23 protein-coding genes and 1 tRNA gene are annotated in these 22,498 nt (G+C 55.9%); 11 read left to right on the forward strand and 13 right to left on the reverse strand.

The annotated features are described in order from the left end of the window. Window positions 1-57: 57 nt before the first annotated feature. Window positions 58-696: a phosphoribosyltransferase gene (locus tag PG062_RS01650; protein WP_114001239.1), complete on the reverse strand. Its 639-nt coding sequence runs from the start codon at window positions 694-696 to the stop codon at window positions 58-60. A 239-nt stretch (window positions 697-935) separates the two neighbouring features. Here PG062_RS01650 and PG062_RS01655 point away from each other — a divergent pair, with 239 nt between their 5' ends. The 3 genes from PG062_RS01655 to PG062_RS01665 are packed head-to-tail and all read left to right on the forward strand — an operon-like array spanning window position 936 to window position 3,509. After that, a complete protein-coding gene (locus PG062_RS01655; protein WP_114001238.1) occupies window positions 936-1,835 on the forward strand; it encodes a DnaD domain-containing protein in 900 nt (299 codons plus the stop codon). A gap of 3 nt (window positions 1,836-1,838) precedes the next feature. Further along, entirely contained in the window at window positions 1,839-2,813 is a 975-nt protein-coding gene (locus PG062_RS01660) for an ATP-binding protein (protein ID WP_270750781.1), read from the forward strand. A 24-nt stretch (window positions 2,814-2,837) separates the two neighbouring features. Then, window positions 2,838-3,509 carry an HAD family hydrolase gene (locus PG062_RS01665; protein WP_270750782.1) on the forward strand — a complete coding sequence of 224 codons (672 nt, stop codon included), beginning with the start codon at window positions 2,838-2,840 and terminating at the stop codon, window positions 3,507-3,509. 119 nt (window positions 3,510-3,628) lie between these two features. Here PG062_RS01665 and PG062_RS01670 read toward each other — a convergent pair whose 3' ends face one another. Beyond that, entirely contained in the window at window positions 3,629-6,109 is a 2,481-nt protein-coding gene (locus PG062_RS01670) for an HAD-IC family P-type ATPase (protein ID WP_270750784.1), read from the reverse strand. Between the two features lie 224 nt (window positions 6,110-6,333). Between PG062_RS01670 and PG062_RS01675 the strand changes: the two genes are divergently transcribed. The 5 genes from PG062_RS01675 to pnuC all read left to right on the forward strand — a co-directional run bounded on the left by PG062_RS01675 (window position 6,334) and on the right by pnuC (window position 8,761). Further along, window positions 6,334-6,410: transfer RNA gene (locus PG062_RS01675), tRNA-Val, on the forward strand. Window positions 6,411-6,708: 298 nt separating this feature from the next. Continuing rightward, entirely contained in the window at window positions 6,709-7,116 is a 408-nt protein-coding gene (locus PG062_RS01680) for a hypothetical protein (RefSeq protein ID WP_270750786.1), read from the forward strand. 2 nt (window positions 7,117-7,118) lie between these two features. Continuing rightward, window positions 7,119-7,319 (forward strand): helix-turn-helix transcriptional regulator, encoded by a 201-nt coding sequence (locus PG062_RS01685; RefSeq protein ID WP_114000837.1) that lies wholly within the window; start codon window positions 7,119-7,121, stop codon window positions 7,317-7,319. 20 nt (window positions 7,320-7,339) lie between these two features. Then, window positions 7,340-7,879 carry a BUD32 family EKC/KEOPS complex subunit gene (locus PG062_RS01690; RefSeq protein ID WP_270750788.1) on the forward strand — a complete coding sequence of 180 codons (540 nt, stop codon included), beginning with the start codon at window positions 7,340-7,342 and terminating at the stop codon, window positions 7,877-7,879. A gap of 204 nt (window positions 7,880-8,083) precedes the next feature. After that, window positions 8,084-8,761, forward strand: coding sequence for a nicotinamide riboside transporter PnuC (pnuC, locus tag PG062_RS01695; RefSeq protein WP_270750789.1), 678 nt, complete (start codon window positions 8,084-8,086; stop codon window positions 8,759-8,761). 188 nt (window positions 8,762-8,949) lie between these two features. On the opposite strand, the gene PG062_RS01700 is transcribed toward pnuC, so the two are convergent. Next, complete coding sequence (locus tag PG062_RS01700; RefSeq protein ID WP_270750791.1) at window positions 8,950-9,498, reverse strand: DUF4830 domain-containing protein; 549 nt, start codon at window positions 9,496-9,498, stop codon at window positions 8,950-8,952. 78 nt (window positions 9,499-9,576) lie between these two features. Beyond that, window positions 9,577-10,422 carry a glycerophosphodiester phosphodiesterase family protein gene (locus PG062_RS01705; RefSeq protein ID WP_270750792.1) on the reverse strand — a complete coding sequence of 282 codons (846 nt, stop codon included), beginning with the start codon at window positions 10,420-10,422 and terminating at the stop codon, window positions 9,577-9,579. A gap of 257 nt (window positions 10,423-10,679) precedes the next feature. Between PG062_RS01705 and PG062_RS01710 the strand changes: the two genes are divergently transcribed. From PG062_RS01710 to PG062_RS01720, 3 genes are read left to right on the forward strand one after another with little or no spacing between them, the layout of a single operon-like run. Continuing rightward, the gene (locus PG062_RS01710; RefSeq protein WP_114000833.1) at window positions 10,680-11,366 is read left to right on the forward strand and encodes a response regulator transcription factor; all 687 of its coding nucleotides are present in this window, start codon (window positions 10,680-10,682) and stop codon (window positions 11,364-11,366) included. A gap of 18 nt (window positions 11,367-11,384) precedes the next feature. Next, entirely contained in the window at window positions 11,385-12,911 is a 1,527-nt protein-coding gene (locus PG062_RS01715; protein ID WP_270750794.1) for a sensor histidine kinase, read from the forward strand. A 46-nt stretch (window positions 12,912-12,957) separates the two neighbouring features. After that, window positions 12,958-13,491, forward strand: coding sequence for an AI-2E family transporter (locus tag PG062_RS01720; protein WP_270750795.1), 534 nt, complete (start codon window positions 12,958-12,960; stop codon window positions 13,489-13,491). Window positions 13,492-13,605: 114 nt separating this feature from the next. Here PG062_RS01720 and PG062_RS01725 read toward each other — a convergent pair whose 3' ends face one another. From PG062_RS01725 to PG062_RS01765, 9 genes are all read right to left on the reverse strand, one after another. Beyond that, entirely contained in the window at window positions 13,606-14,079 is a 474-nt protein-coding gene (locus PG062_RS01725) for a peptidylprolyl isomerase (RefSeq protein WP_270750796.1), read from the reverse strand. A 58-nt stretch (window positions 14,080-14,137) separates the two neighbouring features. Further along, on the reverse strand, window positions 14,138-15,070 hold the full coding sequence (locus PG062_RS01730; protein ID WP_270750797.1) for a zinc dependent phospholipase C family protein: 933 nt from the start codon (window positions 15,068-15,070) through the stop codon (window positions 14,138-14,140). 449 nt (window positions 15,071-15,519) lie between these two features. Further along, window positions 15,520-16,878 (reverse strand): MFS transporter, encoded by a 1,359-nt coding sequence (locus PG062_RS01735; protein ID WP_270750798.1) that lies wholly within the window; start codon window positions 16,876-16,878, stop codon window positions 15,520-15,522. Window positions 16,879-17,068: 190 nt separating this feature from the next. Continuing rightward, complete coding sequence (locus tag PG062_RS01740) at window positions 17,069-18,190, reverse strand: hypothetical protein (RefSeq protein WP_270750799.1); 1,122 nt, start codon at window positions 18,188-18,190, stop codon at window positions 17,069-17,071. A 175-nt stretch (window positions 18,191-18,365) separates the two neighbouring features. After that, entirely contained in the window at window positions 18,366-18,917 is a 552-nt protein-coding gene (locus PG062_RS01745; RefSeq protein ID WP_270750800.1) for a hypothetical protein, read from the reverse strand. A gap of 6 nt (window positions 18,918-18,923) precedes the next feature. Continuing rightward, window positions 18,924-19,511, reverse strand: a complete 588-nt coding sequence (locus tag PG062_RS01750; RefSeq protein WP_270750801.1) for a hypothetical protein — start codon at window positions 19,509-19,511, stop codon at window positions 18,924-18,926. After that, on the reverse strand, window positions 19,511-20,023 hold the full coding sequence (locus PG062_RS01755; RefSeq protein WP_270750802.1) for an RNA polymerase sigma factor: 513 nt from the start codon (window positions 20,021-20,023) through the stop codon (window positions 19,511-19,513). The genes PG062_RS01750 and PG062_RS01755 overlap by 1 nt, the downstream gene beginning before the upstream one ends. Window positions 20,024-20,385: 362 nt before the next feature. Continuing rightward, window positions 20,386-21,135 (reverse strand): exodeoxyribonuclease III, encoded by a 750-nt coding sequence (locus PG062_RS01760; RefSeq protein ID WP_270750803.1) that lies wholly within the window; start codon window positions 21,133-21,135, stop codon window positions 20,386-20,388. Between the two features lie 15 nt (window positions 21,136-21,150). Further along, complete coding sequence (locus PG062_RS01765) at window positions 21,151-22,497, reverse strand: MATE family efflux transporter (RefSeq protein ID WP_270750804.1); 1,347 nt, start codon at window positions 22,495-22,497, stop codon at window positions 21,151-21,153. Window position 22,498 lies beyond the last annotated feature (1 nt).

Below are 22,498 nucleotides of genomic sequence, written 5' to 3' on the forward strand. Positions count from 1 at the left end.
ACAAAAGCCTGCGGCGGATTGCAGGCGCAGTTCCACCACAGGCTGTATATTTTTATGTTACAGGCTGGAATAGCCAAAGCTGTTGACCAGTGCGTCAATGCGTTTGCCCTGTTTGCACCATGGGCAGTCGCGGGAATCATAGCTCTGGTAATCGCCAAGGTCGTTGGGGTTAAAGATGGAAGTAACGGGGTAGCCTGCGCACTCTGTCTGGGTGGCAAAGATTGCGCCAATGCCAACTACCTGGCCGCCGTAATAATTGATCGCTTCCACAGCAGCCTGCGCGGTATAACCGGTGGTAACGGATGCTGCCAGGATCAGCACATGTTTGCCCGCGATCATGGGAGAGGTATTTTCGCGGAACAGCAACTGGCTGCCGGTGGTGTGTTCCGGCGTGACCACATAGATGGTCTGGTGGGCGTTCATGTTTACATAGCCATCGCGGGTCAACTCGCTGGCCATGCAGGCGCCGATCACCTCGGTGCCGTCCAGGCAGAGGATGGTATCCACGATGGTGGTGTGGGTATAAGAGCTGACCAGTTCCAGTGCCACGGCGCGCGCTTCGGAAAGGCGGGTCTTTTGCATGGTAACGTCAATGTAATAATTGATATGGCTGTGGCTTGTGGCAAAGTGCCCCTTTGCCACGCGCAGTACAAGATCCTGTTTTTGGGTGGGTAATTTGACCATATTGATTGCCATGTGTCTCACTCCTGTTCTGTCATTTCAACCGATAAATCGCTCTCTTTCTTTTATTTTATTGTAAAACATCCCCATATGCAAGAGCTTTTTGGTGGCAATTCCGTACAAAATGCCGGGCTGTAATTTGGTTGAACTGCTATTTTTTGCGTTTTTGCTGTCTTGTTTTGCCGCTTTACACCCTACCCTGCCAATGGTATAATATTTAATATTATACTGGGGTAAAAGGGGGATCTGACGCCATGGGTTACAGGCTGGCGGAACAAAATGGGGAAAGTGTTGCCGTGCCGCGGCTGGTGTTCGCGCACCTGGCCCGCGCAGACGGCGATACCATCCGCGCCGCGTTGTATCTTTTGGGCGGCGGCGGAACCGACCCCCGCACCATGGCGCGGGATCTTGGCATGCCCAGCATTGAGGCCGCCAAGCGCGCCATGCAGTATTGGGCCGGTGCCGGGCTGCTGGTCAGTGACCGGGATGCGCCCCTGCCCAAAACCGAAATGCAGAAAGCTTCCGCCATCGACCTGACCACCCTGAACGACCCTTATGTTTCGGTCCTATGCGAGGAAGCGCAGACCGCATTCGGCAAGGCACTCAGCCGAACCGAGATGCAGCGGCTGGTCAGCCTGTATCTGAATGATGGCTGGCAGCCGGATGTTGTGCTGCTTTGCTGCGCCGAAGTTGCCCGCCAGGGCCGCCGCACCGTTGGCGCGCTGAGCCGCGAACTTTTGAAATGGCGGGATGCCGGGGTGGAAACCGGCGAGGACGCCGAACGTTACTTAAAGCAGCAGGCCCAGCGGGAAAGCTGGTGCATCGAGTCTGCCGCCCTGTTTGGCATCGCCCCTGCGCAGCTCAGCCGCTGGGAGCGCGGGGCCATTGCCCGCTGGCACGAGGACTGGCGTTTTGGCGCGGACATGATTGAGGAAGCCCTGCTGCGGGCGGACAATCACCGCACGGTGCGCTATGTGGACGGCATTCTGCGCTCCTGGTACGCGCAGGGACTAACCACGGTATCGGCGGTGCGCGGTCAGGGCCAGCTGGCGGGCAGCAACATTCTGACCACCGGGGCAAAGCCAGCCGCCCCCAAAACCGACTTGTTCCAGACCAACTGGAATGATGTTTTTGACGATGACACGGAGGGATAAGCCATGCGCACCAAAGATGAACTCTTCCGCGAAGCACTGCGCCACATTGCGGCCCGCCGCCAGCAGGCCGTAACAGCAGCCGAGCGTGACCGTGCCGCAGCGCTGGCTGCCCACCCGGAGCTGCGCGCCGCCGAGGACGCCCGCACCCACGCCGGGCTGACCCTGACGCTGGCTGCCGCCCGCGGCGCGGACCAGACCGCCGCAGCCGCAGCGCTGAAAGCGGCAGACGAGCGCCTGACAGCTGCTTATGCCACGCTGGGCCTTGGGCCGGAGGGTTTTGTTCCGCACTACACCTGCCCCACCTGCAAGGATACCGGCATGGTGAACGGCCGTCCCTGCAGCTGCGTGGCCGAAGCAGCCCGCACCCTGCGGCGGGAGGAGATCAACGCCGCAAGCCCGCTGGCCCTGTGCAGCTTTGATACCTTCGAACTGGACCGCTACCCCGCCGAGCCGGAGCCGGAGCTGGGTGGCACCCCGCGGGACTACATGGGCAAAGTGCTGGCCTACTGCCAGCGGTACGCCAACAGCTTTACGCCGGAAAGCCGCGGCCTGATGTTTATTGGCAGTGCCGGGCTGGGAAAAACCCACATGGCACTTGCCATTGCAGACACAGTTTTGAACCGCGGGTTTGATGTGCTGTACACCAGCTCCGCCGCGCTGGCCGCTCAGCTGGGGCGCGAACACTTTGACCGTGCCGCCGAAGACCCCTGGCTGGATGCCTGCAAGGAGGCCGACCTGCTGATTCTGGACGATCTGGGCACCGAGTACATCAGCCAGCTGACCATCAGCGTATTGTATGAGCTGATCAACACCCGTATGCTCTGCCACCGGCCCACCATTTACACTTCCAACATTGTGGATAGTTCCATTTTTGAAGCCCGCTACACCGAAAAAGTAGCCAGCCGCATTTTGGGCAGCTGCCAGATCTTCAAGTTTTTTGGCACCGACCAGCGCTTAAAGCGCGGCGGCAAGCGCTGACCCCCATGCAGAAAGGAGCCTGGCATGCTTAACGCTATTTTTGATTTTAACGGCACCATGTTTTTTGACGAAGCATTCCAGGAGAAAGCATGGCAGCAGTACATGACGGAAAAACTGGGCCGCCGCATTACACCGGAAGAGTTCCAGACCTGGATCCACGGCCGCAACACAGGCGACACCTTGGAGTATTTCTTTGGCCGCCCCTTTCCCCAACAGGAAGCAGACGAGGAAGAGGAAGCCGAGGAAACGATTTACCGCGCCCTCTGCCGCCAGAGCCCGGATTACAAACTGGCGGACGGACTGGTGGAATTTTTGGATTTCCTTGCGGCGCATAAGATTCCCCGCACGATTGCCACAGCATCCTGCGGGAACAATGTCCGTTTCTTTTTTGATACGCTGGGGCTGGACCGCTGGTTTGATTTGGACAAAGTGATTTACAACGACGGCATCCTGCCCGGCAAGCCTGCGCCGGATCTGTACCTGAAAGCCGCCCAGCGCCTTGGCGTTGCACCGGAAACCTGTGTAATTTTTGAAGATTCCGGTGCCGGCATTGAATCCGCCCAGCGCGCGGGAGCCAAAAAGGTGGTCGGCATTGCTTCCATGAAAAAGCCCGCCGAGTTGGAAACGCTGGGTGTGGATGCAGTGATTGGGGATTATACGGATTTGGGGAAACTGGCAAAAATTTTGGAAGTATAATTTTTTTAACTGCCCCCCCCTTCACAGCTGCTTCCCGGATAACCAAAAATGGCATGTACTGCACTCTTGTGCGTGAGCAGTACATGCCATTTTTATTTATTGTGCTCCTGCGCGGAAATTCAGTAGTTTTCTTCCGCTTTGCTCTTTCGCGGCAGACGCTTCCACACAAGCGTAGCGGCATCGCCAACGGCGGTCAGGCCGCGCTCCATGCTATGCAGCGTCTGCACAACAAGCAGCAAAAAGACGATCAAAACCAACATACCGCGCATATCCAGACGTTCCAGGCCGAGGAACCCGCCCAGCAGCGCGATCGCTGCACCGGCCAAAATCAGCATACCGCCCCACAGCACACCATGAGCCACGGTGAACGGCTTGCACACATCCCACAATACCGCCATGCCAACAGCCAGCAACAGCAGCGTTGTCAGGGTGGTCAGGGTGCCGATGGGCAGCTCAAATGCGAACACAAAGGCTTCGATACCCAAAATGAGCAGCAGGTCGCTCAAACCGCCGGGCAGGGCCGCGCGCAGAACATTCTGGATGAATTTGCCGTGCACCATCTCGTGGTTGGGCTCCAGCGCCAGAATAAAGGACGGGATGCCGATGGTGACCATCGACAGCAGCGAAAGCTGCAGCGGCTGCAGCGGATACGGCATGGTGATGAACAGCGAGATAAAGGTAAGCAGGAACGAGAAAATATTCTTGACCAAAAACAGCGATGCCGACCGCTGAATGTTGTTGATCACGCGGCGGCCCTCCGCCACAACGGCAGGCAGGCCGGAAAAATCCGATTCCAGCAGTACCAGCTGGGCCACCTGGCTGGCGGCCTGGGCACCGGATGCCATGGCAATACCGCAGTCCGCATCCTTCAGGGCCAGCACATCGTTCACGCCGTCGCCCGTCATCGCAACGGTGTGGCCATCCGCTTGCAATGCTTTCACGAATTTGCGCTTCTGGGCGGGGGTTACACGGCCAAACACCGTGCAGGTGCGCACGGCTTCGGCAACTTTTTCGTCGGTATCCAGCGTTGCGGCGTCTACATAACGCTCTGCGCCCTCAATGCCCGCCTGGCGGGCCACCTCGCTGACGGCAACGGGATTATCGCCGGAGATGACCTTAACGGCAACGCCCTGTTCGGCAAAGTAGCGGAACGTTTCCGGTGCTTCTGGTCGGATGCGGTTGGCAACGGGCAGCAGGGCCACAAACTCCAGCTTGTCAGCATCCAGCCCGACCTTGGGGTCCGGCTCAGCATCACAGCGAGCCAACAGCAGCACGCGGCTGCCTTTTTCCAAAAGCGGCTCCACCTGCGCAGCAAGCTCGGCATAGCGGGCACCGGCCACAAATTCCGGTGCCCCCACCACAAAGCTGCCCTCGGCAAAGGTCGCGGCGCTCCATTTATATGCGGAATTGAACGGCACCACGCTTTGGCGCGGCCAAGGCGTGCCGTTCTGTTTGCCAAAGCGCTGTACCATGGCGCGGGCGGTATCGTTATCCGGTTCAGTCCTCGCGTAAATACTATGCAGCACGGTGTATACCCTGTCCTGCGGCCAGGCATCAGGGGCCAGCAGCAGCGGCTCCCCGGCTTCCATCCGGGCCTCGGTAATGGTACCGGTCTTGTCCACGCACAGCACATCCACGCGGGCCAGCGTTTCAATACAATTCATATCCTGCGCCAGTACCTTGCGCTGCGCCAGCCGCACCATACTGACGGCGAGGGCCACACTGGTCAGCAGATACAGCCCTTCGGGGATCATGCCGATCAGCGCCGCCACCGTAGCTTCCACCGAATCCCGCAGCGGTAGTTCCAGGCTGACATATTGCTTTAGGAACATTACCACGCCCATCGGGATCAGCGCAATGCCGATCACCCGGATCAGCCCATCCAGCGAGCGCATCATCTCGCCCTTGGCAACCTTGTGGCCGCCCTCGCGGGCTTCGGTTGCCAGCTTGCTGGCATAGCTTTCGGCACCCACATGGGTCAGGCGCACGGTGCACCGGCCAGATACCAGAAAGCTGCCGGACCGCAGCACATCGCCAACGTTCTTGGGCACCGGCTCTGCTTCGCCGGTAATCAGGGCTTCGTTCGCCTGAGCGCTGCCGGTGCACACAACGGCGTCTGCACAGATCTGCTCGCCGGAGGTAAACTCCACAATGTCATCCCGCACCAGCTCTTCGCTGGGCAGCAAAATGCTTTTTCCGTCCCGCAGGCAGCGCACCTTATGCGCCGCCACAAGGGTCAGCTGGTCCACCGTATGCTTGCTGCGCAGCTGCTGCACCGTGCCAATGATGGTATTGGCAATCACAACCCCCAAAAAGGTCATGTTCGCAAAGGACCCCACCAATGCCAGGCAAAGCGCCAGCACGATAAAAACCAGATTGAAAAACGTAAAAATATTATCCCGAATGATCTCGGTTTCGCTCCGGGTCGGCGAAGCCGCCGCACGGTTATCCAGCCCCGCCGCCATGCGCTGGGCTGCCTGTTCCGCGGTCAGGCCCTTGGTTGGGTCTGTTTCCAGCAGCGGCACCTGCGGGCGTTCGGGCTGTGGCTGGGCCGCGGCCGGCTGTTTGCCTGCCGGGCGCGGCAACTGTAATTTTAACAAAGCGCTCTCCCCCAGTTTTTACAACAATATTGGAATGTCTTTTTATTATAAACGAGATTGTATGAATAAATATAGCGCCCACTCCATAATTCCTGATTTTATTTATGCCCTGAACTTTGCCCTTGCTGCGCACAGTTCCCGCGCTTTGGCTTTTTTACAAAAAAATCCCTGCCCAACGCTTGACAAACACCTATTTCCCGGCTATAATATTACTTGTTCGTTATGGATGATTAGCTCAGCTGGTTAGAGCGCTGCGTTCACATCGCAGAGGTCGAGGGTTCGAGTCCCCCATCCTCCACCAAAATAAACACCGTAGGTTCGTTAGAATCTACGGTGTTTTCTTTTGCAGGTACACACTTTCGTACCCACTATATTTTCCAGCAAAGCAACCGTATAGCCCCCAAAAAAGCTCGTGCTGTCAGATACAATAACGGCAAGACTCTGTTTCGGCCGATTTCCACTCCTCTTTCCTCACTCCATAGAATGTTATAAATTTCTCACATTTCTATTGACACCGAAGCTTTCGTGTGATATATTCATCACATAGCACGTGCGAAATTTCTCACTTTATGGATGCAGATAAAAGAAAGGGGCTTACCATGAAAAAGGTGTCATTACGGGAACTGGTTGCTGATAAAATCATTTTTTCTATCCTGATTGCCATGTACTATTGGATGTGGGCACGGAACGACTGGAAAGATTATTACACGACCGTTCAAAACGTTATTTTTGCTTTCAGCTTTTATTATTTCGTTTCCCGCGCCATCCGGGTCAAAAAATACAAGCAGGAATCCCCCGATGAAATGGCTGAAGCCAACCTGCGGAGATGCGATGCCATCTGCTTAAAAATCAGCGTGGCAGCTTTTATTGTGATTGGCTTTACCTGCGCTGTCGGCCGTATGGTTCTTACCACAGAAATCATCGGTTATGGCTTGATGGCCGCACTGATTTTGATTTCGGTGGTGCGCACGATCATCTTCTATCTTATGGATAAGAAAGGGCTTTGAACATGGCCTTATCAACCAAACTGAAAGAATACCGGGAAGCAAAGGGCCTTAAGCAGGCAGACCTTGCCGAGCTGGTCGGTGTCCGGCGCGAAACCATTGTGAACCTGGAAAAAGGGAAATACAATCCCTCCCTCAAGCTGGCAATGGACATTGCAAAAGTGTTCCATACCACGGTAGAAGAGCTGTTTTTCTTTGATGATTAACCCACAAGGAGCGTGCTTTTATGCCTGAAACAGTTTTGGTAAATGGCAATGCCTACTTTCTGCTCAAACTGCTGGGCAAGGGCAAAGGCGGGTATTCTTACCTGGCGCAGATGGCGGACGGGCAGCAGGTCGTGGTTAAGCAGATTCACCATGAACCCTGCGTCTATTACCAGTTTGGCAATAAGATCGAAGCCGAACTGCGGGATTACAACCACCTGCAGGAAATCGGCATTCCGATGCCGCGTATGCTGGATGTTGACACCAAAGCGGAACGCATTGTGAAAGAATACATTGCTGGCGAAACCGTGTATACCCTTGTGCTGAAAGATGCCCTGCCCGAAACCTGCCTCCGCCAGGTGCAGGCCATGTGCCGCCTGCTGTACCCGGCGCACACCAACATTGACTATTTCCCCACCAATTTCATTTTGCAGGGCGATACACTGTACTATATTGACTATGAGTGCAACGACTACATGGACGAATGTAACTTTGAAAACTGGGGCTGCAAATACTGGGCAAAAACGCCGGAATTTTTGCAGTATGCCGCCGAACACCCGTAACGTTTGCCCATTGCCAAGGGGGTTGGAAAAGGGTATAATCTGTTCTGGTTCTGCTTTTTCAGATATACTTTACGTTTTCAACACTCGTTTCACTCAGGTGCTTATATGGTAATTTTATCCGACCGCGGTGTCCCGATCCTTGACCCCGAATTATTCCTTTGATTTTTGCTTTCTCCAACAAAAAGAATCAAAGGAGCGTATAAATTGAACAATCCGTTTTCTACCCTGACCAAAAAGGAATGGCTGCTCTGGCTCTGTTCGCTTTTTATTGTGCTGGTTTCCAATATTCTGGCAGCAAACTTTGACCCTCTCACCCTGATTGCTGCGCTGGTGGGCGTTACCTCCCTGGTGTTTGCGGCCAAAGGCAACGTTTGGGCGCAGGTGCTGATGATCGTGTTCAGTATTTTATACGGTATCATCTCCTTCCGGTTCCGCTACTGGGGTGAGATGATCACCTATCTGGGCATGGCGCTGCCCATGGCGGTATGGTCCGCCATCACCTGGCTGCGGCACCCTGCCGAGAGCGGCGATGCTGTTGCCATCCAGAAGTTGAACCTGCGCCAGTTTGCCGGGCTGCTGGCCAGCTGCGTTGTGGTCACGGTGCTGTTTTACCGCATTTTGGCCGCACTGGACACGCCAAATCTTGCTTTCAGCACCCTCTCTGTCATCACTAGCTTCCTTGCGGCGGCACTGACCATGCTGCGGTCATCCTATTATGCTTTAGGGTATGCCGCCAATGATGTGGTGCTGATCGTGCTGTGGCTGCTGGCTTCGCTGACAAATTCGGGGTATCTTCCGGTGGCCGTCAACTTTATCATTTTCTTTTTTAATGATCTGTACGGCTTTATCAGTTGGAAAAAGCGCGAAGTTCTGCAAGCTTAATATTTTAGGCAATACCGCATAATTCTAAGTGCCGATACGGCGAGCGAGGTGCGGCAGATGCCGGAGCGGTGCTTAAGCCGAAAGGCGGGAATTGTGCGGTGTTGCCCTAACACATAACCAAACGGCCCACCGGCACAAAGCAGTCACACGCTTTATGCCGGTGGGCTGACGATATCTCGCTTTCCTGCTTACTCGCTGGGATAATCTGCCTCGTCCGGCAGGGCTGCGCTGGTTTCGGCGGCCTGCTGTTCGGCTTCGGCGGCGGTTTGGGCCGCGGTAATCAGGCCGCTCACCTCGCCGGAGGGCTTTTCCAGCAGGTAGGCGCCAACCGGCTTTGCTTTATATACCAGCAGCACACAGTAGGTGTCTGTTGCGCCATCTGAGCGCGCCGGGCAGAGTATCGTCCATTTTTCCACCGTTTTTCCCTTATAGTCCGCCAGGGTCAGGCCGCTTTCCCCCACCACCTGGTTAAAGGCAGTAAAGCTGTCGTCCCACTTTTTGGGGATCTTCACTTTGTCCACCGCGGCGGTGCTCAAGTCCACCTCAAAACCGTAGCCGGTAAAGTAGGTGCCGATATCCTGGGTATTTTCAATTGTGGTTTGCACTGTAGCGCTGGCAGCCACGCTTTTGCCCGCCAGGCGCACCGCCGCCGTAACCGTGCCAGCCAGGCAGACAGCGCAAAGGGCAAGCGCCCCCGCCTGCCGCAGACCAGGTTTGGTAACTGTAAATAAAAACATAAATGCAGCCTCCTCAAAAACGTTGCAATGCTTTTACGCAACGATATGAGGGGGCTGCTGTATTTAGAACCGCGGTTCTTATTTGTACTTGACTTCCGGGTGGTACCACTGGAAGATGACAGCATCGTACTGTTTTTCCAGCGCGGCCTGGTCATGCTCCGGCAGGGCGGTCCACATAACCATCATGGCACCAAGGCGGGCGCACAGCCGCACGGCCCAGTTCTGTTTGTCCGGGCACCAGGCAATAAAGTCCGGCCGGGCCATAAAGTTGCCAAAGCAGTGGCTGATGACAAACGCATGGATGGGGTTCGCGCCTTCCTTACGGTAAGCACGGTAACTATCCACCAGCTGGCCACGCAGTACCTGCGGCGCAAATTTACGGATGCGCTTGACCACGCGGGGGTCAAAGCTTTCAATGCAATAGGGGCCGTTGTAGCCTTTCAGGCCATCCAGCGTGGCGTGGCACAGGTCGTCCAGATATTCGCCGGTATATTCATGGCGGCTCTTGATCTCGATAATCAGCGGGGTTTTGCCGTCCACTGTCTGCAAAAACTCACTGAACAGCGGGGCGTGCTCGGCGCTGCCTTTCAGCGGCATCTGGCATATCTGGTCATAGGGGTAATCCCGCACCCAGCCTTTGGTGCCGGTCATGCGGGTCAGGGTATCATCATGGAACACCAGCAGCTTACGGTCGCTGCTGAACTGCACATCCATCTCTATGCCGTATCCGTTTTGCACGGCGGCGGCAAAGGCGGGCAGGCTGTTTTCCGGCGGGCGCTGATCCTTGCCAAAATAGCCGCGGTGGGCAAAATTGCGGCCCGCAAAGGGGGTGCGCAGCTCCTTGCGGCCAGCGGCGGGAGCCACCAAAAACAGCACCAGCGCGCACAGTACCGCCACAACAATCAGCAAAATCAACCAGAACATGCGATCAACTTCCTTTTTTCATCCGGCGCACGTTGTAAAATATGTACCGGGCATTGCATCCATATTGTAGCGCATTGCCCGCAGGCTTGCAAGAGCTGGCGGAGCAAAATTGCGGTACAGTTTGCGTAATAGACCGTGGCGGATAAAAATTTGAAAAAAGCTTAAAAAGTTTTCACAAATTCTCCACGGTTCGCCGTTATTATGGTATAGTAATAGTAACTCAAGGGTGATTTGCGCCCAGACGAGGTGGATTAGAAATGGCAAGAGTATTGATCGTTGACGATGAACCGCGCATTCGGGATTTGATCCGCGAGCACCTGCAGTACGCGGGCTTTACCTGTGCCGAAGCCGGGGACGGCACACAGGCGCTGGCCGAGCTGGCAAACGGCGGCATTGACCTGGTGATCCTTGATATTATGATGCCGTTTATGGATGGCATGACCTGCCTGCGTGAGATGCGCACCCGCAAGATCATGACACCGGTGATCATGCTGACCGCCCGCAGCGAAGAATATGACAAACTGGCCGGGCTGGAGGGCGGCGCGGATGACTATGTGGTAAAGCCGTTCAGCCCGCGGGAGCTGGTTGCCCGCGTGAAGGCCGTACTGGCCCGCACCATGCCTGCCCCGGTTGCCGAGGGTAATGTGTATACCTTTGGGAATCTGGTGATCGACACCGCCAGCCACAGCGTTAAGGTGGCCGGGCAGGAAGCCCCGCTGACCCCCAAAGAGTTTGACCTGCTGGTGTTTCTGGTCAACAACAAGGGCATTGCCCTTTCCCGCGAGAAAATTTTGCAAAAAGTGTGGAACTATGACTATTATGGCGAGGACCGCACGGTAGATACCCATGTTAAAATGTTGCGCAGCCACCTTGGCAGCTGCCGCGGCTATATTGTTACCGTGTGGGGCGTGGGGTACAAGTTTGACCCCGATACCGCACAGTAACGTTAGGGGGCCGCGATTTTGCGTAAACCAAAGCAACCGGGCAGCGCACCGCACACCCATGGCTGGGCGCTGGGGGTGCAGGGCCAGCTGATGCTGTTTTTGTGCGGTATTACTGTGCTGACCCTTGGGCTGGTGTGGGGGCTGATCACCTATGGCCTGCAGCCCATGTACAACCGCAACATTCAAAAGCGGCTGGAACGCGAATCCAGCGTGATCGCCGGAATGATTGATTCCGCCGGGGGGCAGATTTCCAGCCGGGATTATGGTTCCCTGACGCTGCAGAACGAAACGTTCTGGTCCAACCTGAAAACCGCACTGGAAAACGGCGTGATCAATGTGGACAACTGCTGCATTGATATCAGCGATAACACCTGCCGCAGCGTGCAGTTTTTGGAGGGGCTTTACCCCTGCATTTTACACAACAGCATGGCCACTTTCGGCGATAACATGACGGTATATACCCCAGACACCCGAACCGCCATCCTGGCCCGCCATGCCCTGTACAATGAGGGTTCGCTGTACAAAATTATTGAATCCGGCGGCAACCGGCAGATGCTGATGGGCTGCCTGACCAAAGACGGCAGTTACGGTGTGATCGTATCCGCCAGCCTGGCACAGATTGAAACAGCCGCCGAGGTCATGCGCAGTGTGCTGATTCCGGTTGCCATCTTTTTGATTGCGCTCAACCTGTTGGTGGCGGCGCTGTTCAGCCGGTGGTTCACCCGCCCGATGCGCCAGCTTTCGGAGGGTGCCCGCGAGATTGCCGACGGCAACTATGATGTTCAGGTGCCAGTAGTCCGCAATGATGAGCTGGGCCTGCTGGGGCGGGAGTTCAACCACATGGCGCAGGAAGTCAAACGCTCCGCCCAGCTGGAAAAAGATATCCTGGCTAATGTCAGCCATGACCTGCGCACCCCGCTGACCCTGATTAAGGGCTATGCCGAAACGGTGCGCGATATTACCGGCGATGACAAGGCCAAGCGCACCGAACAGTGCAGCATTATTGTGGACGAAACTGACCGCCTGAGCGCGCTGGTAAACAGCGTGATGGAGCTGAGCAAAGTTTCCAGCGGTGCAGAAAAGCTTAACCCCGTTGATTTTGACATGAGCCAGCTTTGCTTTGAGGTCGCGGGCCGCTATGACGCCGTGTGCGAGCAGAATGGCTGGACGCTGCAGCTGGAAGCCAACAAGGAATGCATGGTACGCGCCGACCCCGCCATGATGGAACGGGTGCTGCACAACCTGTTGGGCAACGCCACCCACCATATGGGTGCGGACGGTGTGTTTGTGCTGCGGGCCATCCCCATGCCAAACGGCGGTTGCCGGGTGGAAGTGGAGGACCACGGCCCCGGCATCCCGCCGGAGGAACTGCCGCACCTGTTCGACCGCTACTATCGCGCCCGCCAGGATGCCGGCAAGACCGGTACCGGGTTGGGGCTTTCCATCACCAAGGCCATTTTGCAGCAGCATGATTTCCCCTTTGGGGTAAACAGTACGGTCGGCAAAGGTTCCACCTTTTGGTTTGAGATGAAAGCCCCACAGTAACCAAAGCATGCCGCATGCAGCCCACACAAGAGAGGAGTTTTGCCCCATGGAAAAGCTGAACAAACAGATGGACGATGCCCTGAACACCAAAGTGGCCGCCCTGAATGCCACTGACGATGAAACCGGTGACGGCAAGGTGGACGCCCTGGACCTGAAGCACCAGCTGGACCGCGTGGAAGCGCAGCTGGAATTGCAGGATCAGCAAAACCGCGCCCTGCTACGCAGCCAAAAGCGGCTGCTGTGGGCCGCTATTGCCATTGTGGTGGTGCTCTGCCTGATTATGGGCGGGTTGCTGCTGCGGTTCAACACGGCGTATAACCAGGTGATCACCACCTGCGCCCAGGTGAACGAGATTGCCGGCACCTTGCAGGACAGCCTTGCCAAGCTGGACACCGAACAGCTGGACAGCATGATGCAGACCCTGCCCGACATTGCCGATAAGCTGAGCCAGATCGACGTGGACGCCCTGAACGATGTGATGGCCAAGCTGCCCGCCACCATGGACGCAGTGGCCCAGCTGCAGCAGCAGTTGAACAGCGTGGCATCTTTCCTAGGCAACGTGGGCTCCATCTTTGGGTAAGCGGCTCCCCTGCTGTTTTTGAAAAACGGTTATCCATAACGCAAAAGCGCATGTGCATCTTTCCCGGTTCGGGAACAACACATGCGCTTTTTGTTACAATTTTACGGCAGGATGTCAGCCGATAACTTCGACCTTTTCCATCACGACCGGGGTGCGGGGCTTATCGTTCCAGTCAGTGGCAGCTGCGGCAATTTCATCCACAGCGTCCATGCCGCTGACAACATGGCCAAATGCAGCATACTGGCCATCCAGATGCGGAGCATCCTGGTGCATGATGAAGAACTGGCTGCCGGCAGAGTTGGGGTCCATAGCGCGGGCCATGCTGATCACGCCGCGGGTGTGCTTGATGGGGTTGTTCACGCCGTTCTGCAGGAACTCGCCCTTGATGTGCCAGCCGGGGCCGCCGGTGCCGTTGCCGGACGGGTCGCCGCCCTGGATCATAAAGCCGGGGATGACGCGGTGGAAGGTCAGGCCGTTATAAAAGCCCTGATTGACCAGTTTCAAAAAGTTTTCACAGGTGATCGGTGCTGCGGTAGCATCCAGTTCAATGTCAATAGTTTTGCCGTTCTGCATCGTAATACGAACCATAGGTGTTAGTTCCTTTCGTGTTGTAATAATTTATCCGCAAAGGTCGGGCGCGGGGATGTCAGGCGGTTTCGCCTGCCTGTTCCGCATCCGGCGCTTGTTGGCTTTTGCTTTGCTCGGTTTCGGTACCGGTGATGTAGCTCATGCTGCCAAGGGTCTTTTCCAGAATTTCCTCGTCCAGCTTGCCCATCCAGTGGCCAAGGGTGGCCGTCATAAACAGCTCGCAGCGGTGCTGGGCATCCTTCAGCAGGGCAAAGGCACCGCCGTGGCGCTCTTCGCCGGTGGCGGGGTCAGTCCAATCCTCCGGCAGGTTCAGCTTGAGGTGTGCCGGGGATACATGCCCGGTGATGAACCCGCGCCCGCCAAAAAACAGCTCCAGCACCCAATAGAACGCCCGCCGCACGCCGTGGCGGCTGGTGAAAAGGCGGCGCAGGCGGTAGGTGTAATAAAAGCTGTCCGCCAGGGCTTCCACGCTGATATCCTGCCCATATACCTCCAGAATACACTGGTGCAGCAATGCGGCAATTTCCGCCAGGTCCTGCCCGATCGGCACCGGGCTGGAATCATCCGCCGGGACCTCCGAAACGCCGGTATCCTCGGCATGCAGGGTGGAATCCAGCGCAATTTCAAAGTAGCCGTGGCCGCCTTTCATGCCGTAGGGCTGGCCGGGGCTGCTGACGAACACAACGTAAGGGTGCATAACGGTATCCGCCGCATAGTGGCACAAAAAGCCCAGCGTATACTCGATCTGCGCCTGGGTGTGGGTGTGGTGCAGCAGGGCCAGCAGAAAGGCGCCGGTCTTATCCTCGTGCATACGGTTGCCAAGCAGCGGCAGGTTATAGGTGCGGTTTTGGCCCTTTTTCCACACTTCATAGCAGAAAAAGCTGTCCGGCCCATTGGCACCGGCGGCAAACGCTGCGGGGCATTGCAATTTATAATGGATGGCATGCGCGGCCTTTTGGGCGGTACGCACATGGGTGTAGCCTTCCGGCATAGGGGGGTCACTTCCTTTTGAGATAGCCCTAAGGTGTCTCTGAAACGTCGAAAATATATTCTGCTTCTACAAACGCAGCGGGATTTTGCGTTAAGGCAATACCGCATAATTCTAAGTGCCGATACGGCGAGCGAGGTGCGGCAGATGCCAAGCCAAAAGCGCAGATAATACTGGATGTCTTATCGAGCATTTTGGCAACGCAGATGCCGTGCCGCAGCTGCCGGAGCGGTGCTTAAGCCGCAAGGCGGGAATTGTGCGGTGTTGCCTTAAAAACTCTTGGAATCCACAAAGAATTCCTGCGGCTCTTTGCCTTAAATCCTGTCTGTGTTTGCGAAATATCCGTCATTTTCTTTGTTTTCAGATATACCTTAAAAAGGGGTATATTCCCCAGGTGTACCTGAACAGAATATACCCCTATATTGTAATGCGAATCGAATATCTTGTCAAATTTACTGCTTGGCGTGCTCTGCTTTGGGCAAAAAGCCGAAGTACAGCACCGCGCCCACAATGATGATAATAATGATGGACAAAATGCCGTAATGGCTGGACTGGGCGTTGATAGCATTGATCTGCTCCGCTGTTGCGGTCTGAGCGGTCAGCCCCTGGGCCCCCAGCATTCCATTTGCCACCACACTGCTGACAACGCCGACCAAAGCCGGGCCCATGATGGAGCTGAACTTGCCAAAGATATCGAAGAAGCCGAAGAACTCGCCGGAGCGGTCCTTATCCGGGATCAGCTTGCCGTACATGGAGCGGGACAGCGCCTGAATGCCGCCCTGGCTGGTGGCGCACAGCACAGCCAGCACCCAGAACTGCCACAGGCTGTTCATAAAGAACGCAAAGATGCAGATGAACATATACACGCAGATGCCAAAGCCCACCATGGTACGGGCACCGAACTTTTCGCTGCACTTGATGTAAAGCAGGCAGAACGGCAGGCCCAGAATCTGCACCAGCAGCAACGCCAGCATCATGCCTGTGGAATCCAGCCCCAGGTTGGTGCCATAGGTGGTTGCCATGCTGATGACGGTGTGCACGCCGTCAATATAGAAGAAATACGAAAGAATATAGATCAGCATCGGCTTGTTGGCAATGATCTCCTTGATGGTAGTACCAACGCCCTTAATGCTGCGGGCAACATCGCCCTTTTCATACGGCTTGCCAGAGGTCTGCTCGCAGTTTTTCAGCAGAGGCAAGCTGAACGCCAGCCACCACACAGCGGTCAGGCCAAACACAAATGCCAGGCAGGTCAGCATGGGCACGCCAACCAGGTTCATGATCAGAAAAATAAGCAGCGGAATGGTGGAGCCGCCGATGTAACCCAGGCCGTACCCCATGGTGGAAACTTTATCCATGCGGTCCTCGATGGTAACATCGGTCAAAAAGGCATCGTAATAGATGGCGGAAGCATCAAAACCAATGACGCTGACGATGTACAGAACCAGGATCAGGCTGGCCACCTTGCCTGCTGCCACCGGGCCGGAGGTAAAATCCATCCCAGGCGTAAACGCCATGCCCGCGCAGGCTGCAACGCCCAGCAGCATGAAAAAGCTGAACAGCTTTTTGCGCATACCGCGGATATCGCCAAACACGCCCAGGAACGGAGCGGCCAGCGCCACGATCAGCATGGCGATGCTGGTTGCATAGCCCCAGGTGGACATGCTGGAAACACTGTCCGCCGTATAGCCCGCAACCGTGTCAAAAAAGATGGGGAGCAGCGTTACAATGATAACGGAATGGGCGCTGTTGGCCCAGTCGTACATCATCCAACTGATTTCCTGCTTGGTATAGCCTTTAAGGATGTGCATGGGGTACCTCCTGATTTTGCATCCCGCCGCCGGGCAGGCCGCATTTACAGGGCAAAATTGCCCTTATTGGTATTGTAGCATTTCAGGCGGGCAAAAACAACAAGCCCCGCGTATGCGGGGCGTAAAAATCTGGTCAACTTTTCCGTCGTTTTTAACGAAATTGCACAAATATATTATTTTTGTTCAAATGTCAGTTTGCATTTTCAGAGGCAGCTTCCGCAGCGCCCGCTGCGGGTTCAGTGGCTTCCATCGTCACATCGTCCTGCGCTGCGGGTGTTTCCTCACTGGCTGCGGTTTTCCCAGCGTTGTCCGTGTCCGTCAGGTCCTGGCCGGCTTCGTTTTCCACGCGGTTCTGCATGTACTCTTCCAGCTTATCACCAAATTCAACGGTGCCGTATTCATTTTGGTAATCGGTCAGCGGGTTGGTGCCAAAGGCGGCCATGTAGCGGTTCAACAGTTCATCGTCGTCCTTTTTGGGCACATCATCCAGGCTGGTGTAGGCATCGCCGTCCACATAGTACATGGTATCAACATTGGCCACAATGTTTTGCAGGTTGCCGTGCATTTCCCACTCATCCAGCCATACGCTCCACACTTCGCCATCGGTCAGGTTGCTCTGGTCCACATCAAAGCGATAGTATTCTACCGGGATATCCGTGGAATTTACCGCATCCATTACCTTCATGCAGTCGCGCACAAATTCTTCGGCGGTGGTCTGGGCACCGTAATTCATGGTCAGGTACACCGTTGCGTGCATCGTACCCACCGGCATATCCATAAACCAGCGCTCGCTGCCGACATCGATGGAATAATCATGCACAAAATCGTGGGCATTGGGGATGTTGTTCAGCGCTTCCTGAATGGTCTGCCTGTACTGCTCCTCCGTGGTAACACGCTTGGTCACATTTTCGGGGGTGAATGCCTGGACTACCGCGGCCACTGCGCCGGAAGCCCCCGCCGTAAGCATGATGATAATGCAGAGGAAGATGGAAATACCATCATACTTAATCTTTACATCGGGGCGTGCGGCGTAAATCAGCACCTCAATGCCCAGAACGATCAGCACCACCGGGGCATACTTTACCACGCTGAGCACATTGACATTCGGCATAAAAATCCGGGCCAGTTGGATGGCACCGATGGCAACCAGCATCAGGCCAAGGCTGAAGGTACCCACCCGCCGCACTTTGACCGGGGGTTTGGGGGCCGTTTCGGGCGCGGCCTGCGCGGTGGTTTCCTGGCTGGCATCCTGGCAGGTATCCTGGGTCGGTTCCTCCGGCACAGGGATATTCTGGTTAAAATTGTTTTCCATAGTTAATCACCATTTTCTCTTTTGTCTGTTGAATCATTGTCAGGCTATCGGGCGGCGCTGTTTTTATTCCAAATGGCCGCAGGTTACCAGGCGGGGTGCTGTGCTGCACCCTGCCCTACACTTTCTTTTCAATTTTCTTTTCAATTTTCTTTTCAAATTTGCTTGCTTTGCCGGTTCAGCCCTGGTACGGGGGCAGGTCGTCGGTATCGTTGTGGTGGGCATGTTTGCCAAAGCCCAGCAGGCGGCCGCCAAAGACGATCAGCAGCACCGCCACCACAACGGAAGGGATTGCGTTGTTGAGGGTATAGATTATATCCCAGTAAACGCCCAGCTGTTGCAGAATATTGCTCACGATCGGCCATACCACGCTGTCATACATCACATAAACGCCCGTAAGCAGCAGGCACCAGCCAATGATCTTGTTCATTTTGGGGGTCATTTTAGCTTTGGCACCGCCGAGCTGATTCTGCCAATCCGGCGGGAGCAGGAATTCATCCGGCTTGGGGTCCCCCGCTACCAGGTAGCGGATAAGGTCATAGGTGTCAAAAAAGCTGAACATATACACCACGGCAACGCCCACCACCAGCGGGGAAATGATGGCGCCCAGCATGATGAACAGGCAGAAGTAGACCAGCAGCGAGGTACCGCGCTTCATATACCCGTAATACATCTGCCCTGCGCCGGGGATGCAGGCAAAAATAAAGGTCAAAAATGCGTTTTTCTTCATAGTGTATCACTCTCCGTGGGCGGGGCTGCCGCCGTTATTGGTGGGGTTGCTGTGGGGCACAACCGGGTCGGCCAGCTGGGCCAGCCCACTGTTGATGGTAAGCTGCATTCCGTCGAACATATTGCTCAGGCCGCTGCTCATGCTGTCAAACATACCGCCAAGCGACTGGCTTACCGTCACTCTGGGGGTAACGTCCGGCAGCTGCTGCACGGGCTTTTGCACCGTACCAACGCCGCCAAAGAACCCGAACCGCCACAGCGCAAAGGCCAGCATTACGGCGGCAGCCGTGGAAACATAGCGGTTTGTCATAATGCGGAAGCTGCGCAGCCGCATCAGGGCCTGCACCTGGGGGATCAGGTCCCGCATGGGCTGTTTCAGCTTTTCGGGGGCCAATTCAATCAGGGCGGTATAGCGGGCAAGGCAGTAATCACAGAAGGTCAGGTGCTCTGCGGCCTCCAGGCTGCCCAGTTCATCCAGGCGGCCCTCCTGCAGGGCGTGCAGCCCCTCATCCGTCAGGTGGCCTTCAGCATCAAACAGGGCTTCGTTATCAAAGGGGGTGTTATTTTCGTTTTGCGGAAACATTGCCTGTTCCATTATTCCTGCCTCCTTTCCATGATCTGTTTGCGCAGGATCGCTTTTGCGCGGAACAGCTGGTTCTGAACAGTGGGTGCCGGGCGGCCCAGCTTTTGGGCTATGGCCGCCACGGGCAGCCCGTCCAGCAGATACATGGCCGCGGCCCGGCCATAGGGTTCGCGCAGGGTGCGCACCATCGTTTCCAGCTCTGCGGCATCGGTCTGGCGCATAAATTCATCCTGCGGGTCCGGCTCTGCGCTTTGCAGGCCGCTGCCGGGCGGCGGTGTGCCGCGTGGTTCCGGCATCGTTTCGTCGGATTGTGCCTCCACCCTGCGCGCCCAGGAGCTTTTCAGGTGGTCCTTGCATTTGTTGGCCGCCACACGCACCAGCCATTGCTTATAGTATTGGGGCTCGCACCGGTCAATGGACGACCATGCCGAAAGGAAGGTATCCTGGGTCAGATCCTCGGCGGTGTGGGGGTTGTGGACAAACTGCAAACAAACGGTATAAACCAGTTTTTGGTATTGCTGCATCAGCTGGGTAAAATCTGTTTGGTTCAGTGCCCCACACCTCCTTTCGCATTCATCTGCCGGCGCGCTTTCTTTGTTGGAAGCGCTTCTGTATACTAATACGAAAAATGCTCCCGGTATTTTGCAACGGGAGCAGATATTTTTGAAAAAATTATGAAAATTTCAGATTGTCGAAAAGGTCTTCATAGGGGGCGCATTGTGCGCCCGATGCCTTGCGGAGAATGATGTGATGGAATATATGGCAAGGTCCGACATGCGGGACGATGCGAAGCATCGTCCCCTACATGTTTTATACCCACATACTCTGCAAAAGAAAGGCACAGTTTTTTTCGACACACCGAATATTTCTTGGACGTTTTGCAGCTTTACAGTTCCAGCAGCACCGGGCAATGGTCGCTGCCCTGCACATCCATCAAAATCTCGGCCTTTTTGATCTGTGGGGCCAGCCGGTCCGATACTAGGAAATAGTCAATGCGCCAGCCTGCGTTCCTCTCTCTTGCGCGGAACCGCATGCTCCACCAGCTGTACATGCCGGTGGCATCAGGGTACAGGTAGCGGAAGCTATCGGTAAAGCCAGCGGCCAGCAGCTCGTTCAGCTTGCCGCGCTCCTGGTCCGAAAAGCCCGCAGCACCGCGGTTGGGGCCGGGATTCTTCAGGTCAATATCCTCATGGGCCACGTTCAAATCTCCGCACAGGATCACCGGCTTTTTGCTGTCCAGGTCTTTCAGGTAGGCGCGCAAGTCGTCCTCCCACTGCATGCGGTAGTCAATGCGGGCCAGCTCGTTTTGGGAGTTGGGTACATAGACATTGACGAGGTAGTAATCCTCAAATTCCAGTGTGATGGCACGGCCTTCGTGGCTGTGGGCTTCCACCCCAATGCCGTTCCAGGCGTTCAGGGGCTTTACGCGGGTATAGATCAGCGTGCCGGAATAGCCCTTTTTCTCAGCGCTGTTGATGTATTCGGTATAGCCTTCGGGGGCAAAATCCGCCTGGCCGGGCTGCATTTTGGTTTCCTGAATGCAGAACACATCCGCATCCAGCTGGTTGAAAGTATCCTCAAAGCCTTTTTTCAGGCAGGCACGCAGGCCGTTCACATTCCAACTGATAAGCTTCATCGGGGGTTCCTCCTGTTATTTTGCCACACATTTTTTCTTCCACGCACCAGATACAAAGCGGACCACAAAGCAGGTCACGCGGCACACCCAGTCCACCACCATGGCGATCCAAACGCCGACAGCACCCATACCCATCTGAACGCACAGGATGTAAGAGAACGCCAGACGCCAGATTCCCATGGACAGAATGGAAGTAAGCATGGTAAAGCGCACATCATTGGCTGCACGCAGGGCGTTGGGCAGAACAAAGCCCGCCGGCCACAGGAAGATGGCGCTGCCCGCATGGATCATAACCAGCAGCCAGGCCAGGTGGCGGGTTTCATCCGAAAGGGTGTACACGCTGAGCAGCGGGTTCAGGAAGATCAAAATCAGGGCATTGGTAGCGCCCTGGGCAATGTAATCCCACAGCAGCAGCTTTTTGGTAAAGTAGCTGGCCTGGTCCAGCTGTTGGGCGCCCACACAGCGCCCCACCACAGTGATCATGGCAAGGCCGATGGCCTGGCCCACAATGCAGCCCATGCCGTCCAGGTTGTTGGCCACCGCATTGGCGGAAATATGCACCGTGCCGAACAAAGAGATCATACTGACGACCAGCACACGCCCCAGCTGGAACAGGCTGTTTTCCAGCGCGGAGGGGATGCCGATATACAAAATGTTCTTTGCCATCTGGGGCTGCAGGTGCTTGACGCCATCCCAGGTAACGCGGGCGACATTATCATGCCGGGTGGTCAGTTTCAGGATGATGACAGCGCCCAGCACGCGGGAAACCAGCGTGGGCACCGCAACACCGGCAACCCCCATGCGCAGCACAAAGATGCAGAACGCATTGCCCACAATATTGGTAATGTTCATGATAACGGATACCCGCATGGATACCTCGCTGTTGCCGACGGAGCGGAAGATGGCCGCGCCCGCGTTGTACAGCGCCAAAAACGGGTAAGAGATTGCCGTGATGGTAAAGTAGATCATGGCTGCCTGGAACACATCGTCCGCAATGCTGCCAAAGAACAGCCGCAGCATGGGCCCGCGCAGCAGCAGGCAGAGCGCCATGACAGCCGTACCCAGGATAGAGCTTAAAGTAACCAGCTGCCCCGCGCTGCGGGAGGCTTCTCCCGGCTTTTTGGCTCCCAGGAACTGGCTGGTGATAACCGCGCCGCCGGTGGCCAGCGCGGCAAAAATATTCAGGATCAGGTAGTTGATCATATCCACCAGCGAAACACCGGAAATGGCGGCTTCGCCTACGCTGGATACCATCACGGTATCGGACATGCCCACCAGCACGTTCAGCGCCTGCTCCACCACCAGCGGCCATAATAGTGTTAGCAGCATACGGTTGGTAAATAGTTTTTGTTGTGTCTGCATT

The sequence above is a fragment of the Gemmiger qucibialis genome (assembly GCF_027689445.1).
Lineage (GTDB): Bacteria > Bacillota > Clostridia > Oscillospirales > Ruminococcaceae > Gemmiger > Gemmiger qucibialis.